The following is a 14261-nucleotide window of genomic DNA, read 5'->3' on the forward strand; positions in this document are numbered from 1 at the left end:
CGCTCAGGCCGCGGCCATCAAGGCCAGCAGCTCGGCCAGGCGCTGGCGCATCCACAGCGCCTCGACCCCGGGCGCCAGCCCTTCCAGCCAGAGCATGCGCACGGTCAGCGGCGGCAGCGCCAGCCCCTCGCAGGCGCGTTGCCGCAGATGCGGGCGCAGATCGCCGAACTCGGCAATATTGACCGGCAGGATGGCCCAGCCCAGGCCGTCGGCCACCATGTCGGCAATCACATAGAAGCTGTTGGAGCGCCAGACGGCGGGACTGAGCACGGTGTCCTCCACGCCCTCGATGTGCATCAGCAACTGGCGGTGCGCGGCCAGCTGCCTGCGCGTCAAGGGCTCTGCGCCATCGAGCACATGGCCCTTGGCCACGCAAATGGTCTGCGGCACGCTGCCGATATGGCGCTGGGCACAGGTGGCCGGCGCAGGCGCTCGGTCGAACTGGAAGGCGACCTGTGCACGCTGCGCCGCCACATGCTCGGCCACTTCGGAGGCCGTGCCGTTCAGCACGGTCAGTTCCATGGCCGGAAAGCGTGCCGCCAGCTCCTTGAACAGCTGGGCCAGCGGCACATAGGGCAATGCCTCGTCCAGCGCAACGGCCAGGCGCGCCTGCCCGCCTGCGGCCAGGGCGCGTGCGCGGTGGTCCATGGCCTGGGCCTGGTGCAGCAGGGACCGGGCCTCCAGCAGCATGACCTCGCCTGCGGCCGTGAGCCGCACATGGCGTCCCACACGGTCGAACAGCTCCAGCCCCAGATCGGCCTCCAGCAGGCCGATGGCCGTGCTCACGGCCGATTGCGCACGGCCCAGGCGGCGCGCAGCCTCGGTCATGGTGCCGGCCTCGGCCACCGCCACGAAATGCCTCAGTCTGTCCAGTGTCCATTCCATCCATCAATTTTATGGATTGAATCAAACTTTGATAAATCATTTTATTGATGGAAACTGCGGCTTTCATCCAAAGGAAGCTCCGGCCCACAAGGCCAGGGGCAAACAGGTGCTTTATGGCGTTCACGACGCAAACCCGGGTCCCCGCTGCGGGGCATCCCTCCAAATCTCTGGCGGCCGACCCGCGCCGCTGGCTGGTGCTGGCCATCGTCTCGGTGGCGCTGCTGCTCATCGTCATCGACATGACGGTGCTCTACACGGCACTGCCGCGCCTCACGCATGACCTGGCGGCCACGGCCTCCGCCAAGCTGTGGATCGTCAATATCTATGCCCTGGTGGTTTCCGGCCTGCTGCTGGGCATGGGCACGCTGGGCGACAGGCTCGGCCACAAGCGGCTGTTCATGGCCGGGCTGTGCGTGTTCGGCCTGGCATCGCTGTGCGCGGCCTTTGCGCTCTCGCCCACCCTGCTGATTGCGGCGCGCGCGCTGCTGGGCGTGGGCGCGGCCATGATGATGCCGGCCACGCTGTCCCTGATCCGCCTGAGCTTTGCCGATGAGCGCGAGCGCGCGCTGGCCATCGGCATCTGGGCCTCGGTGGCATCGGGCGGTGCGGCCTTCGGCCCCGTGGTGGGCGGGCTGCTGCTGGAGTATTTCTGGTGGGGCTCGGTGTTCCTGATCAACGTGCCCATCGTGCTGCTGGCCCTGCCCCTGGCCTGGTGGCTGATTCCCGCAGGCGGCGCCACCTCGCAGCGGCCCTGGGACTTTGTGGGCTCGCTGCAGGTCATGGCAGGCCTGGTGGCAAGCACCTACGCGATCAAGGAGGCTGGCAAGCAATCGCCCGACTGGGCCCTGGCCGCCGTGGCCCTGGTGCTGGGCCTGGGATTTCTTGCCCTGTTCGTGCGGCGCCAGCGGCGCAGCAGCGACCCGCTGCTGGACTTCGCCCTGTTCCGCAACCCGGCCTTTGCCACGGCCGTGGCCTCGGCCCTGGTGGCTGCGGCAGCGCTGATCGGCATGGAACTGGTCTTCAGCCAGCGCCTGCAGTTGGTGCAGGGCCTGTCTCCGCTGCAGGCGGGCCTGGCCGTGCTGCCGCTGCCGCTGGCCGCCTTTGTTGCCGGCCCCGTCGCAGGCCACTGGCTGCCGCGACTGGGTGGGGCCCGCATGCTGCCGGCCTCCCTGTTGCTGTCGGGCCTGGGCATGGGCGGCTACCTGCTGGTCCATGACATGGGCTGGTGGCCGCAGGCGGGGGCGCTGGCCCTGCTGGGCCTGGGCATAGGCGCGGCCATGACCACGGCGTCGAGCACCATCATGCAAAGCGCTCCCGCAGACCGTGCAGGCATGGCGGCTTCGGTCGAGGAGGTGTCATACGAGCTGGGCGGCGCCCTGGGCGTGACGCTGATGGGCAGCCTGCTGTCGGCCGTGTACGCAGGCTCTTTGCGCCTGCCTGAGGGGCTGGGCCTGGCCCTGCCCGATTCCGTGCGCGACAGCCTGGACGAAGCCCTGCTGGCCGCCGAACAGCTGAGGCCTCAGGCCGCGCACCAGTTGACCGAACTGGCACGCACGGCCTTCGGCCAGGGTTTCAGCGCCGTGATCGCCGGCGCCACGCTGCTGCTGGTGTGCACGGCGCTGTGGACGGGGTGGCGGCTGCGCGGTCAGCGCCGCTGAACGTCGGCACCCCGGCTTCAGCCAGAAAGCCAAAAAGCCCCTTTCGGGGCTTTTTGGGCGCTGCGTGCACGTTGCGCGTGCACATTGCTGGCAGGTGCTTCGATCAGGCGAAGTTCTGCTCGGCAAACTTCCAGTTCACCAGCTTGTCGAGGAAGGTCTCGACGAACTTGGGACGCAGGTTGCGGTAGTCGATGTAGTAGGCGTGCTCCCAGACGTCCACGGTCAGCAGGGCCTTGTCTTGCGTGGTCAGGGGCGTGCCGGCGGCGCCGGTGTTGACGATGTCCACCGAGCCATCGGCCTTCTTCACCAGCCAGGTCCAGCCGGAGCCGAAGTTGCCCACGGCCGACTTCACGAAGGCTTCCTTGAAGGCGGCATAGCTGCCCCACTTCTTGTTGATGGCGTCAGCCAGGGCACCGGTGGGCTCGCCGCCACCGTTGGGGGCCATGCAGTTCCAGAAGAAGGTGTGGTTCCAGATCTGGGCTGCGTTGTTGTAGATGCCGCCGGAAGACTTCTTGACGATCTCTTCCAGGGTCATGCTTTCGAATTCGGTGCCCTTTTGCAGGTTGTTCAGGTTCACCACATAGGCGTTGTGGTGCTTGCCATGGTGGTACTCCAGCGTTTCCTGGCTGTAGTGGGGTGCCAGCGCGTCAATCGCATAGGGCAGAGGGGGCAAGGTATGTTCCATGGTGTTTCCTTCGTGGTTGAAATCTTTTAGGACGGGCCAGCACCTGTTGCGCAGAGCGCCTGCAGCGCCTGCCGTGACCGTCGCGCGGGGCCTGCACTGCGCGCATTGCTGCGAGCCCTGGCCCTCACGCACCCGAACGGGCATTGTAGGAACAAGTTCGTGACCCTGCGGCGAAAGCGCGCTCCAAATCGGCCATCTTGGCCCGCTGCCGCGAGGGTGGATGTGAATTGACCGCAATCCGGCCAATCGGCCTACACGGATACCGCCTGCCGCCCGCCACTCCCTGCACGCCGAACGCTGCACACAGCGGGCCGCAGTTCAGAGCAGGCGCGGCTGCGTCACCACCAGGTCCAGACTGCCGTCCGCCAGTTGCGCCTGCAGCGCCGTGCCGGGTGGCGCACGGCGCGCCTCGGTCACGGGATGGCCCTCGGCATCGGTGAGCAGGGCATAGCCGCGCTGCAGCACCAGGCGCGGGTCCAGCAGTTGCAGGCGAAGCTCCATGCGCGCCAGGTGGTCCGCGCGCCTGTCCAGGCCGCGGCGCATGCCCGCAGGCAGCTGCGCCTGCAGGCCCTGCCCCGCATGGTCCATGCGCTGCAGCCTCAACTGCATGGCATGGCGCAGGCGCTGCGCCTGGCGGCTGAGCTGCAGCCGGCTGCGCGCCAGCTGTTCGCTGGGCCGGCCCAGGCGCTGCGACGCCAGGTCAAGGCGCTGCTGCTGGCGGTCCAGCAGCCGTTGCACCCCGTCCTCCAGCCGGCCCTGCATGAGCTGCAGCGCACCCAGCCAGACGTCGCGCGGTTGGCTCACCAACTCTGCCGCCGCCGTGGGCGTGGGCGCGCGCAGGTCGGCGCAGAAGTCGGCAATGGTGAAGTCGGTCTCGTGCCCCACGCCGCTGATCAGCGGCACCGGGCTTTGCACGATGGTGCGGGCCAGGCGCTCGTCATTGAAGGCCCAGAGGTCTTCGATGGAGCCGCCGCCGCGCACCAGCAAGATGGTGTCGATGTGCGGCGCGCCGGCCACCGATCCCGCGCCTTCCTGCGCCAGCCCATAAAGCCTTTGCAGCGCGTCGATCAGCGAGGCCGGTGCCTGCGCGCCCTGCACCAGGGCCGGCACCAGCACCACGGGGATGTGGGGCACGCGGCGGCGCAGCGCGGTGATCACGTCGTGCAGCGCGGCAGCCCCCGGCGAAGTCACCACGCCAATGCCGCGCGGCAGCGGCGGCAGGCTGCGCTTGCGCGTCGCATCGAAGAGGCCTTCGGCCTCCAGCTGCGCCTTCAGCCGCAGGAACTGCTCGAACAGTGCGCCCTGGCCTGCACGCTGCATGCTTTCGACGACCAGTTGCAGATCACCGCGCTGCTCGTAGACACCCAGCCGGCCCCGCAACTCGACCAGCTCGCCATCGCGCGGCGAAAAGTCCATGAGCTGGGCCGCGCGCCGGAACATGGCGCAGCGGATCTGCCCGCCGGCGTCCTTGATGCTGAAGTAGCAATGGCCGCTGGCCGCGCGCGAGAAGCCGCTGATCTCGCCGCGCACCGCCACCGGATTGAAGCGCGCCTGCAAGGCATCGCTCACGGCGCGGCACAGCGCGCCGACTTCCCAGACCAGCGGCGCCGCTGCTGGATTCATTGCGCCAAATGCACCGCTCATGCGGGCTTCCGGTCAGCATGCAGTGCAACATTCTCCACAGGCCGGCAGATGCGGCCTTGAAGAGGCACTTTGGCGATGATTTGCACAAGCAATCTCAAGAACACCTCACAAGCATTTGATTAATAATAGATTTTTTACTGAAACAAAGAATTCACATTTGTCACAGTGGTCATTCGCCGTCGCCGCCGCATCTGCGCAGGCAGCTTGATAACAAAGTTATCCACAGAAAATTGTGCTATATGAGCAAGCCCGAGGCCAGAAACCGGGACACCGCCCGTTGCCTGGATGCTGCGCCCGGTCACAGTTTTAGGCCGATCGCGCAGCCGGGACGCCTGGACCGGCCACATGGCTGGGCCATAATCGTCGGCTGCAGTTAAACGCGGGGGGAAAACAACTTGCTGTCGATCATACAAGCCGCAGGCTGGCCGATCTGGCCACTGATTGCCTGCTCCATCCTGGCTCTGGCCCTGGTCTTTGAACGCTTCGTGGCGCTGAAAACAGCCCGTGTTGCGCCGCCTGCCCTGTTGGGCGAGGCGATTTCCGTGTCCTCGCGCGGCCTGCCCAGTCAGGAAGTCGTGCAGCAACTGGCACAGAACTCCACGCTGGGCGAGGTCCTGGCCAGCGGGCTGCGCGCACTGCAGGCCCATCCGGACAGCAGCGAGGAAGAGCTGCGCGCGTCCATGGAAGGCGCCGGCCGCGCCGCCGCCCACACGCTGGAAAAGCACCTGAGCGCACTGGCCACCATCGCCTCTGCCGCCCCTTTGCTGGGCCTGCTGGGCACGGTGATCGGCATGATCGAGATCTTCGGCTCGCAAGGCGGCGCATCGGCCACCGGCGGCAGCAACCCCGCCCAGCTGGCGGCCGGCATCTCCATCGCCCTGTACAACACGGCCTTCGGCCTGATCGTCGCCATTCCGGCCCTGATCTTCTGGCGCTACTTCCGCGCCCGCGTCGACGGCTACCTGCTGGGCATGGAGCTGGCTTCCGAACAGTTCGTGCGCCACCTCACCCGCGTCGGCGGCAAGTGAACCAGCACGCGAGAGACCTGACATGAACTTCCGTCCCCGCCGCCGTGACGAACCCGAGATCAACCTGATCCCGTTCATCGACGTGCTGCTGGTGGTGCTGATCTTTCTGATGCTGTCCACCACCTACAGCAAGTTCACCGAGCTGCAGCTGACCCTTCCGGTGGCCGACGTCGAGCAGCAGCGCGACCGGCCCCGCGAAATCATCGTCGCCATCGCAGCCGATGGCCGCTATGCCATCAACAAGACCGCCGTGGAAGACCGCAGCGTCACCGACCTGACCCAGGCGCTGGCCGCAGCGGCCGTCGCCGGCAAGGACAGTGTGGTCATCATCAGCGCCGATGCCACTGCGCCGCACCAGTCCGTGGTATCGGTGATGGAAGCCTCGCGCCGCGCCGGACTGTCCCAGATCACCTTCGCCACGCAGACCTCGGCCAGCGCCGGGCGCTGAAGGCAAGGCCGCCATGCCCCGGACTGGTCCTGCCCCCGCAGCCCGGGGGCTTCGCGCGGCCTGGCGCCGCCGCGGTCCGCTGGCCTGCGCGCTCCTTCCCCTGTCCCTGCTGTACCGTGCCCTGCTGGGCCTGCATCGGCTGCCATATGCACTGGGCTTCAGGCGTGGGGGCCAGGCCGGCATTCCGGTCATCGTCGTCGGCAACGTGATTGCGGGCGGCGCCGGAAAGACCCCCGTCACGCTCGCCCTGGCCCGCCATCTGCGCGATGGCGGCTGGAGTCCCGGCATCGTCTCGCGCGGCTATGGCCGCAGCACGGACGACTGCCGCGAAGCCCGTCCTGACAGCGCCCCCGCCGACGTGGGCGATGAACCCGCGCTGCTGGCGCGTGCCAGCGGCGTGCCGGTCTTCGTGGCCCGCAAGCGCATCGAGGCCGTCCAGGCCCTGCGCGCCCGCCACCCGCAGGTGGATGTGGTCATCAGCGATGACGGCCTGCAGCACCTGGCCCTGGCCCGCGACATCGAGCTGTGCGTCTTCAATGACGACGGCATCGGCAACGGCTGGCTGCTGCCGGCCGGCCCGCTGCGCGAGCCCTGGCCGCGCCCCGTCACCGCCGTGCTGCATGCAGGCGCAGCCCCCGACACCGACGCCCCCGCGTTTGCCATGCAGCGCCAGCTGTCCAGCGAAGCCGTCAATGCCCAAGGCGAGCGCATCGCACTGTCCTCCCTGCGTGCGCAGCCCGTGGAGGCCGTGGCGGCAGTGGCCCGGCCCGAAGGCTTTTTCTCCATGCTGACCCGCGAGCAAGGCCTGACGCTGGAGCATGTCCAGGCGCTGCCGGATCACTATAATTTTGAGAGCTTCCAGCGCCTGGGGCGCAACGAAGACCCGCTGGTCTGCACCGAAAAAGATGCCGTCAAGCTGTGGCGCACCCATCCCCAGGCCTGGGCGGTTGCGCTGCAATTGCAGCTGCCGGCGGATTTCTGGGCGCTGCTAGATGAGCGGCTGCAGGCACTGCGCCCCTGCCCCGCCTGACTATCATCTCCGTCTCGGCTGGCTGCCACGGCCCGCCCTTTCCCTTCAAAACACAGGATCCGCCATGGACGCCAAACTTCTCGAACTGCTGGTCTGCCCCGTCACCAAAGGCCCGCTGCGCTTTGACCGCGAGCACCAGGAACTGGTCTCGCGCAGCGCGCGCCTGGCCTACCCGGTGCGCGACGGCATTCCCGTGCTGCTGGAAACCGAGGCCCGCACGCTGGACGACGACGAGATCGAGGACTGATTTTTCCCATCATCTGCGCCGCCCCACGCCTTCGCCTCACTCCTGCACGCACCATGTCCTCCGCGCCCTTCACGGTTCTGATTCCCGCCCGCCTGTCTTCCAGCCGCCTGCCGGGCAAGCCCCTGGCCGACATTGCAGGGCTTCCCATGGTCGTGCGCGTGGCACAGCGCGCCAGCCGCAGCGGCGCCGCACGGTGCGTGGTCGCAGCTGATGACGAAAGCATCCTCGCCGCCTGTACCGCGCATGGCGTGGCGGCCGTGCTCACGCGCAACGACCATGCCAGCGGCAGCGACCGACTGGCCGAGGCCTGCGCGCTGCTGGATCTCGATGGCGATGACATCGTGGTCAATGTCCAGGGCGACGAGCCGCTGATCGCCCCCGAACTCATCGACGCCGTGGCCGCCCTGCTGCCCCGGCAACCTTCGGCCAGCATGGGAACGGCGGCGCATGCCATTGACAGCCTTGCCGACTTCGTCAACCCGAACGTGGTCAAGGTCGTCTGCGATGCCCAGGGCATGGCCCACTATTTCAGCCGTGCGCCCATTCCCTTCGCGCGCGAGCATGCGGACCAGGCATGGTGGGAGACGGCATCGGCAGCGTTGGGCCACCCCGGCTTCGCACCGCTGCGCCACATCGGCATCTACAGCTATCGCGCTGGCTTCCTGCGCAGCTTCCCCCAGCTTTCCCAGGCACCCACCGAGGCACTGGAGGCCCTGGAGCAGTTGCGTGCGCTGTGGCACGGCCACCGCATCGCCGTCCATGTCACACCCCATGCACCCGGCCCTGGCGTGGACACGCGCGAGGATCTGGAGCGGGTGCGCGCCCAGCTGTCCAACCCGCCGGCGTGAATCGGCCGGCCGCTGAAAACGCACAAATGGCGATGCCGGGCATCGCCATTTGCAGCAACACCGCCCATGCGGTTTTGTCGGACAGCAAAACGCAGGTTTTGGCGATTGCACAGGCGACAGTTTTGCCCCGTGCGTGTAAGCCAGTGTTGGCCCTGTGCGTGCTATCCTTGCCCGCGACAAAAATATGACGCATGGACTGTCCGCCCCGGTGGGCCGATCCGGCAGACAAGAATTTCTACTCTCCTCAAGGACTTCCATGAAACTGATTTTGTTGGGCGCACCCGGCGCCGGCAAAGGCACGCAAGCCGCTTTCATCTGCCAGAAGTACGGCATTCCCCAGATCTCCACCGGTGACATGCTGCGTGCCGCCGTCAAGGCCGGCACGCCCCTGGGCCAGCAGGCCAAGGCCGTGATGGACGCCGGCCAACTGGTCAGCGACGACCTGATCATCAATTTGGTCAAGGAGCGCATTGCCCAGCCCGATTGCGCCAACGGTTTCCTGTTCGACGGATTTCCCCGCACCATTCCCCAGGCCGACGCCATGAAGGCCGCCGGCGTGAAGCTGGACTACGTGCTCGAGATCGATGTGCCCTTCGATGCCATCATTGAGCGCATGAGCGGCCGCCGCTCCCACCCCGCTTCGGGCCGCACCTACCACGTCACGTTCAACCCGCCCAAGGTCGAAGGCCTGGACGACGTGACCGGCGAGCCGCTGGTGCAGCGCGAGGACGACAAGGAAGAAACGGTCAAGAAGCGCCTGGACGTCTACAGCAGCCAGACCCGCCCGCTGGTGGACTACTACCGCGCCTGGGCCGAGAAGGAAGCCGCAGCAGCCCCCAAGTACCGCGCCATCAGCGGCCTGGGCTCGGTGGAAGACATCACCCAGCGCGCCCTCGCAGCACTGGCTGAATGACGCAGGCCATGCGCCAGACCCCAGAAAAGCACCCGCCCGCCGGGTGCTTTTTTGTTGCCCGCCTGCATCTGAAGCGCCGGCGACGCCCGGAGGATCAGTCGCGCGGCTGCGCGGCCAGCGCCAGCATCATGGCAATCCGCGCCTTGGCCACGGGCAGTTGGACCAGATCGGCCTCTGCGGGGTCCGTGCCAAGCCCCGAGGCAACGGGCAGGCCTTCGGCGCAGCGCGTGCCCCGCCAGATCCAGACGCCTTTGTCGCGCGCACGCAGCAAGGCCGCTTCCATGCTTTCGTGAACGGTCGCATTGCCCGTGCCGGCCACCACGATGCCGCGCACGCCTGCGGCCACCAGCGCATCCACGCCGCAGGCACGCGCCAGGGCACTGCTGAACACCACCTCGACCCAGGGCAGCTCATCCAGCGCCAGCAGGTCAGACAGAGCGGGAGCGGAAGTCACCATCCGCGCAACGGGGGCAACCGGCGTGACCGGCGTGACCGGCGTGACCGGCGCATCATGCACCAGCCAGCGCACGCGCCCTTCCTCCACCAGGGCCTGCGGGCCACCTTCCATGGAGCGCATGGCCTGCAGTCGGTAAGGGTGGACTTTTTGCACCTGGGCCGCCGCATGTACTTCGCCGCCGGCCACCACCCACACACCGCTGCGCCCGCCGCTGGCGGCCACGGTCACGGCATCGCGCAGATTCTGCGGTCCGTCGGCCAGCAGGGCCGTGGCCGGGCGCATGGCGCAAGTGAGCACTATGGGCTTGGCGGCAGGCAGCAGGCTGTGCAGCAGCCAGGCCGTCTCTTCCAGCGTGTCCGTTCCATGCGTGATCACCACGGCGCGTGTGTCCGCATCCTCCAGCGCCTGCGTGCAGGCACGCAGCAACGCGCGCCACACGGGCCAGTCCATATCCTTGCTGTCCACCTGCGCGATCTGCTGCGTCTGCACAGGCCCCAGCGCCTGCTGCTCCAGATCCGGCACGGCATCGAGCAGCGACTGCACCGTGATCTGTCCGGCCTTGTATCCCACTGCCTGCGACTGCGAATCCGCCCGGCCGGCGATGGTGCCGCCCGTGCCAAGAATCACCAACTTTGACTGCCCCACTTGCACCTCTTGGAAAACTGGTTAAAAATACAGATACTGTATAAATCATCAGATGACTTCTCTGCCTGCCATCTGAATTCAAGGACCGGACGCACGCCATGCTCGACCATCCCAAGCTCACCGCCCGCCAGCAACAGATCCTGGACCTGATCCAGGCCGCCATCTCCCGCACGGGCGCGCCCCCCACCCGCGCGGAAATCGCCAACACGCTGGGCTTCAAGTCCGCCAACGCAGCAGAGGAACATCTGCAGGCCCTGGCCCGCAAAGGCGTGATCGAACTGGTCAGCGGCACCTCCCGCGGCATTCGCCTGCGTACCGACACCGTGCGCAACATCAATGCCGCACGCGGCACCAGCTTCGGGCTGCCGCTGTCGGCCCTGGCGCCGCTGATGCTGCCGCTGGTGGGCCGCGTTGCGGCGGGCTCGCCCATTCTCGCCCAGGAACATATCGACCAGACCTATTCCGTCGAACCCAGCCTGTTCCAGGTCCGCCCGGACTATCTGCTGCGCGTGCGCGGCATGTCCATGCGCGACGCGGGCATCATGGACGGCGATCTGCTGGCCGTGCAGTCCGCGCATGAAGCCCGCAACGGGCAGATCGTCGTGGCACGCCTGGGAGATGAAGTCACCGTCAAGCGCCTGCGCCGCACCACGCAGGGCGTGGAGCTCCTGCCGGAAAACCCCGATTACCCGGTGATCCGCGTCGCTCCCGAAGAGGCCTTTGCCATTGAAGGCCTGGCCGTGGGGCTGATCCGCAACAGCATGTCCATGTAAGCCGGACGGGCAGCCCTGCACGGGTTGCCCCCCCCTATTTCATGCACCGCCCAGGTGGTAGGCGCGAAGCCTTGCAGCTTCGCCCTGGGCGGAGCTTTGCCCGCAAACCGCAATCCTGCCTGTGTCCATGCCTCTTTGAAATACGCCAACAGGAGTCGTCACATGGGATTCGCTCTGCCAACACTGTCTTCTCTGTCCTTCCTGCGCCTGGCACAGGGCATTCGCCTGCCCGCCGCCGCCATGGAGCCCGCCATGCGCACCATCCAGCCCGAATCGCCTGTGCAATCCGAGCAGGCGACCATCCTGTCCTTCAGCAAGGCCCGCCGCCGCAGCCAGCAACGGCGCAGCAAGTCAGCACGGCTGCCAGAACACAGGGATGCGCAGCTGCTGCTGCCCCTGCAACCCGAACTGCCCTCCCTTCCGGCAGATCAGGCCCTGCCTTCGGGTCTGCGCATCATCCAGCGCTCGCCGCAGGAGCAGCCCGAATGCCTGTTCATCTCGGGCCGCATGGCCGATGTCTGTGCCGCCCTGGAACGCATGGAAGCGCACGGCGCGCAGACACCGGCCTGAGGTCGCCCTGAGACCAACCCGTCCACCCGGTCTGCGAGAGCCCGGGCCTGTCTCTTGCCTTGCCCAGCGGCAGGGGCTGCGCATCAGGCCCTGACAGCCGCCGGTGCAGCACTCCCCTCGCTGCGCCGATTGCGCATGCACCACGCCTGCGCCGCGGCAACGCACAGAATGCACAGCACGACGCTCAACGAAAAACGCAGTCCGCGCGCATCGGACAGCATGCCGAACAACGGCGCCACCATGCCGCCTATCGACATGGCCAGCCCCAGGGTCAGCCCGCTGGCCGTGGCCTGGTTGCGCGGCAGATAGTCCTGGGCCAGCGTGACCTGGGCGGCAAACGGAAGAAACATGCACACGCCCAGGGCCATGGTGCAGGCCAGCGCCATCCATGGCGTGGAGGCCAGGGCCAGGGCCGCCAGAGCAGGCAATGCCAGCAGGTAGCCGGCGCGGATGGCCTGCATGCGCCCCCGGCGATCTGCAAGCGTGCCCCCCAGCAAAGTGCCCACCGCCGCAGCGGCTGTGAATGAGGTCAGCGTGGCCGCTCCCATGAAGTCCGAGCCGCCCAGCTCGCGCGTCACGAACATGGGCAGGGTGGACAGCACCGTCACATAGGGAATCGACCAGCAGACGATGACCCCGCACAGCAGGAAGAAGGCGCGCCAGTGGTTGGCCGGCAATTCGCCCTGAGCCACGGCCGGGCGCCGGGTGGCGCAATGGTCCTTGGCTCCATCCCGCCAGGTACAGGCATACCAGAGCACCAGCATGGCCGCTGCAGGCAGGGCCAGCATCCAGCTGCGGTGCAAGGCGCCTGCGCCCACCACGGCCGCAGCCAGCATGGGAGCGAACGATGCCCCCGCCGTTCCGCCCACCGAAAATACGCTCATCGCCTTCTGCGAGCTGCCGCCCGCCATGCGGGCCGCCACCGTTGCGGACGGATGGTAGGCCGCGATCCCCAGGCCGCACAGCACGGCAGCCAACCAGCTGACCCAGTAGTCCGGGCTCATGCCCACCAGGGCCAGGCCCAGGGCGGCCACCACAAAGCCGGCCGGCACCATCCAGGGCCGTGGCGACCGGTCGGCATACAGGCCGAACAGCGGCTGGACCATGCTCGACAGGCCCGTGGCCGCCAGCATCAGGCCGCTGGCTTCCGTATAGCTGTAGCCGCGCTCCAGCACCATGAAGGGCAACAGCGCAGGAACCAGTCCCTGGTAGAGGTCGTTGATGGCATGCGTGCCCGTAAGCAGCCCCAGACGTGCGCGGTTCATGCCCTGCCTCCTGTCACGTCCGTCATTCTCGAAAGGGAAATCATCTCCATACCTGCCACTTTCCTGCGGATTGAAAGTGGGTCATCGTAGAAAGTGCATGATCTGCATTCCTGCTACGAAGCAACAACAATCGTCGAGAAAATGACAACCCGGCAAAGTGGCCCACTTTCCCATGCCCGCACCCGCGCCTGCCTGGATGACGTGCCTGCGGCCGCTCCATTGCCCCCGCACGGCGAGCACACGGCCCGCCCGGTCGTGGCCTTTGCCACAGACATGGCGGCCGGCGCGGCCATCGCACCGCATGCCCACCGCCGCGGCCAGCTGCTGCATGCCACCGAGGGAGTGATGCTGATCCGCGCGGATTCGGGCAGTTGGGTCGTCCCCCCGGGATGCGCCGTCTGGGTTCCACCACAGGCCCTGCACGCCATCCACATGGCCGCCGGCCCCGTGGCCATGCGCACCGTGTTCGTGGAGCCGGGGCTGCGGCCCGGCCTGTGGCAAGACTGCCGAGTGATGCAGGTCACGCCCCTGCTGCGCGAACTCGTGCTGGAGGCCATCGAGCTGCCCATGGACTACCCGCTGGGCGGCAGGGAGGAGCGTGTCATGCAGTTGATCCTCGACGAAATGGAGCGCGCCCGCGCCCTGTCCTTGCACGTGCCCATGCCCCGGCATGGCGCCCTGGCCGCCTGCTGCCGCAGCTTTGTGGACGACCCATCGCAGGACGCCGGCCTGGCCAGTTGGGCACAGCGGCTGCACATGCATCCCCGCACGCTGGCACGCCTGTTCCTGCGCGAGACCGGCATGAACTTCGGCGCATGGTGCCGCCAGGCCCGTCTTCTGCTCAGCCTGCCCCGGCTGGCCGCTGGCGCCTCGGTCCTGGAAGTGGCGCTCTCCCATGGATACGACAGTCCCAGCGCCTTCACTGCCGTCTTCCGGCGCAGCTTTGGCGCTCCGCCCAGCGCCTACCAGCGCAATCGCCCGGCGCAGGGCCGGCGTGGAAGTTCCGCCAGCATCTCCCTGTAGCGCACATGCAACAGAAAGATACCCAGTCCTCAGGAGTAAAGCTCGCGTGAAAGATAATTGATAAGCATTCTTATTATCTTTTGCAACCGAAACCGACACGTTGCCCACCTCGGCTTCTACGCCCGGCCTCCCCGCTTCTTTC

Annotated in this window: 15 protein-coding genes; 10 read left to right on the top strand and 5 right to left on the bottom strand. The window is 67.4% G+C overall.

The window, feature by feature from the left end; translation table 11 throughout:
- Nucleotides 1-3: 3 nt before the first annotated feature.
- Nucleotides 4-885, bottom strand: coding sequence for a LysR family transcriptional regulator (locus PO605_RS09715; RefSeq protein WP_047472438.1), 882 nt, complete (start codon nt 883-885; stop codon nt 4-6).
- Between the two features lie 113 nt (nt 886-998).
- On the opposite strand from PO605_RS09715, the gene PO605_RS09720 reads away from it, so the two are divergent.
- Complete coding sequence (locus tag PO605_RS09720) at nt 999-2543, top strand: MFS transporter (protein WP_047472437.1); 1545 nt, start codon at nt 999-1001, stop codon at nt 2541-2543.
- A 103-nt stretch (nt 2544-2646) separates the two neighbouring features.
- Here the strand turns inward: PO605_RS09720 and PO605_RS09725 are convergent, their stop codons facing one another.
- A complete protein-coding gene (locus PO605_RS09725; RefSeq protein WP_016445904.1) occupies nt 2647-3228 on the bottom strand; it encodes a superoxide dismutase in 582 nt (193 codons plus the stop codon).
- A 318-nt stretch (nt 3229-3546) separates the two neighbouring features.
- Nucleotides 3547-4872, bottom strand: coding sequence for an exodeoxyribonuclease VII large subunit (gene xseA / locus PO605_RS09730; RefSeq protein WP_047472436.1), 1326 nt, complete (start codon nt 4870-4872; stop codon nt 3547-3549).
- 395 nt (nt 4873-5267) lie between these two features.
- Here xseA and PO605_RS09735 point away from each other — a divergent pair, with 395 nt between their 5' ends.
- The 6 genes from PO605_RS09735 (at nt 5268) to adk (ending at nt 9386) form a co-directional block, all read left to right on the top strand.
- Nucleotides 5268-5900 carry a MotA/TolQ/ExbB proton channel family protein gene (locus PO605_RS09735; protein WP_016445902.1) on the top strand — a complete coding sequence of 211 codons (633 nt, stop codon included), beginning with the start codon at nt 5268-5270 and terminating at the stop codon, nt 5898-5900.
- A 22-nt stretch (nt 5901-5922) separates the two neighbouring features.
- Entirely contained in the window at nt 5923-6348 is a 426-nt protein-coding gene (locus tag PO605_RS09740; RefSeq protein WP_272206403.1) for an ExbD/TolR family protein, read from the top strand.
- A gap of 13 nt (nt 6349-6361) precedes the next feature.
- The gene (gene lpxK, locus PO605_RS09745) at nt 6362-7378 is read left to right on the top strand and encodes a tetraacyldisaccharide 4'-kinase (protein WP_154834402.1); all 1017 of its coding nucleotides are present in this window, start codon (nt 6362-6364) and stop codon (nt 7376-7378) included.
- Between the two features lie 64 nt (nt 7379-7442).
- Entirely contained in the window at nt 7443-7625 is a 183-nt protein-coding gene (locus PO605_RS09750; protein WP_016445900.1) for a Trm112 family protein, read from the top strand.
- Nucleotides 7626-7678: 53 nt separating this feature from the next.
- Nucleotides 7679-8473, top strand: a complete 795-nt coding sequence (gene kdsB / locus PO605_RS09755) for a 3-deoxy-manno-octulosonate cytidylyltransferase (protein WP_272206407.1) — start codon at nt 7679-7681, stop codon at nt 8471-8473.
- Nucleotides 8474-8729: 256 nt separating this feature from the next.
- Complete coding sequence (gene adk, locus PO605_RS09760) at nt 8730-9386, top strand: adenylate kinase (protein WP_016445898.1); 657 nt, start codon at nt 8730-8732, stop codon at nt 9384-9386.
- A gap of 94 nt (nt 9387-9480) precedes the next feature.
- On the opposite strand, the gene PO605_RS09765 is transcribed toward adk, so the two are convergent.
- Complete coding sequence (locus tag PO605_RS09765; protein WP_047472444.1) at nt 9481-10488, bottom strand: asparaginase; 1008 nt, start codon at nt 10486-10488, stop codon at nt 9481-9483.
- A gap of 98 nt (nt 10489-10586) precedes the next feature.
- On the opposite strand from PO605_RS09765, the gene lexA reads away from it, so the two are divergent.
- A complete protein-coding gene (lexA, locus tag PO605_RS09770; RefSeq protein WP_016445896.1) occupies nt 10587-11261 on the top strand; it encodes a transcriptional repressor LexA in 675 nt (224 codons plus the stop codon).
- A gap of 162 nt (nt 11262-11423) precedes the next feature.
- The gene (locus PO605_RS09775; RefSeq protein WP_016445895.1) at nt 11424-11831 is read left to right on the top strand and encodes a hypothetical protein; all 408 of its coding nucleotides are present in this window, start codon (nt 11424-11426) and stop codon (nt 11829-11831) included.
- A gap of 83 nt (nt 11832-11914) precedes the next feature.
- Here PO605_RS09775 and PO605_RS09780 read toward each other — a convergent pair whose 3' ends face one another.
- Nucleotides 11915-13096 carry an MFS transporter gene (locus PO605_RS09780; RefSeq protein ID WP_047472433.1) on the bottom strand — a complete coding sequence of 394 codons (1182 nt, stop codon included), beginning with the start codon at nt 13094-13096 and terminating at the stop codon, nt 11915-11917.
- A gap of 141 nt (nt 13097-13237) precedes the next feature.
- Here PO605_RS09780 and PO605_RS09785 point away from each other — a divergent pair, with 141 nt between their 5' ends.
- Nucleotides 13238-14119 carry an AraC family transcriptional regulator gene (locus PO605_RS09785; protein WP_047472432.1) on the top strand — a complete coding sequence of 294 codons (882 nt, stop codon included), beginning with the start codon at nt 13238-13240 and terminating at the stop codon, nt 14117-14119.
- The last annotated feature ends 142 nt before the right edge of the window (nt 14120-14261 follow it).

Source organism: Delftia sp. DT-2 (assembly GCF_028401915.1).
Taxonomy (GTDB): domain Bacteria; phylum Pseudomonadota; class Gammaproteobacteria; order Burkholderiales; family Burkholderiaceae_C; genus Comamonas; species Comamonas tsuruhatensis.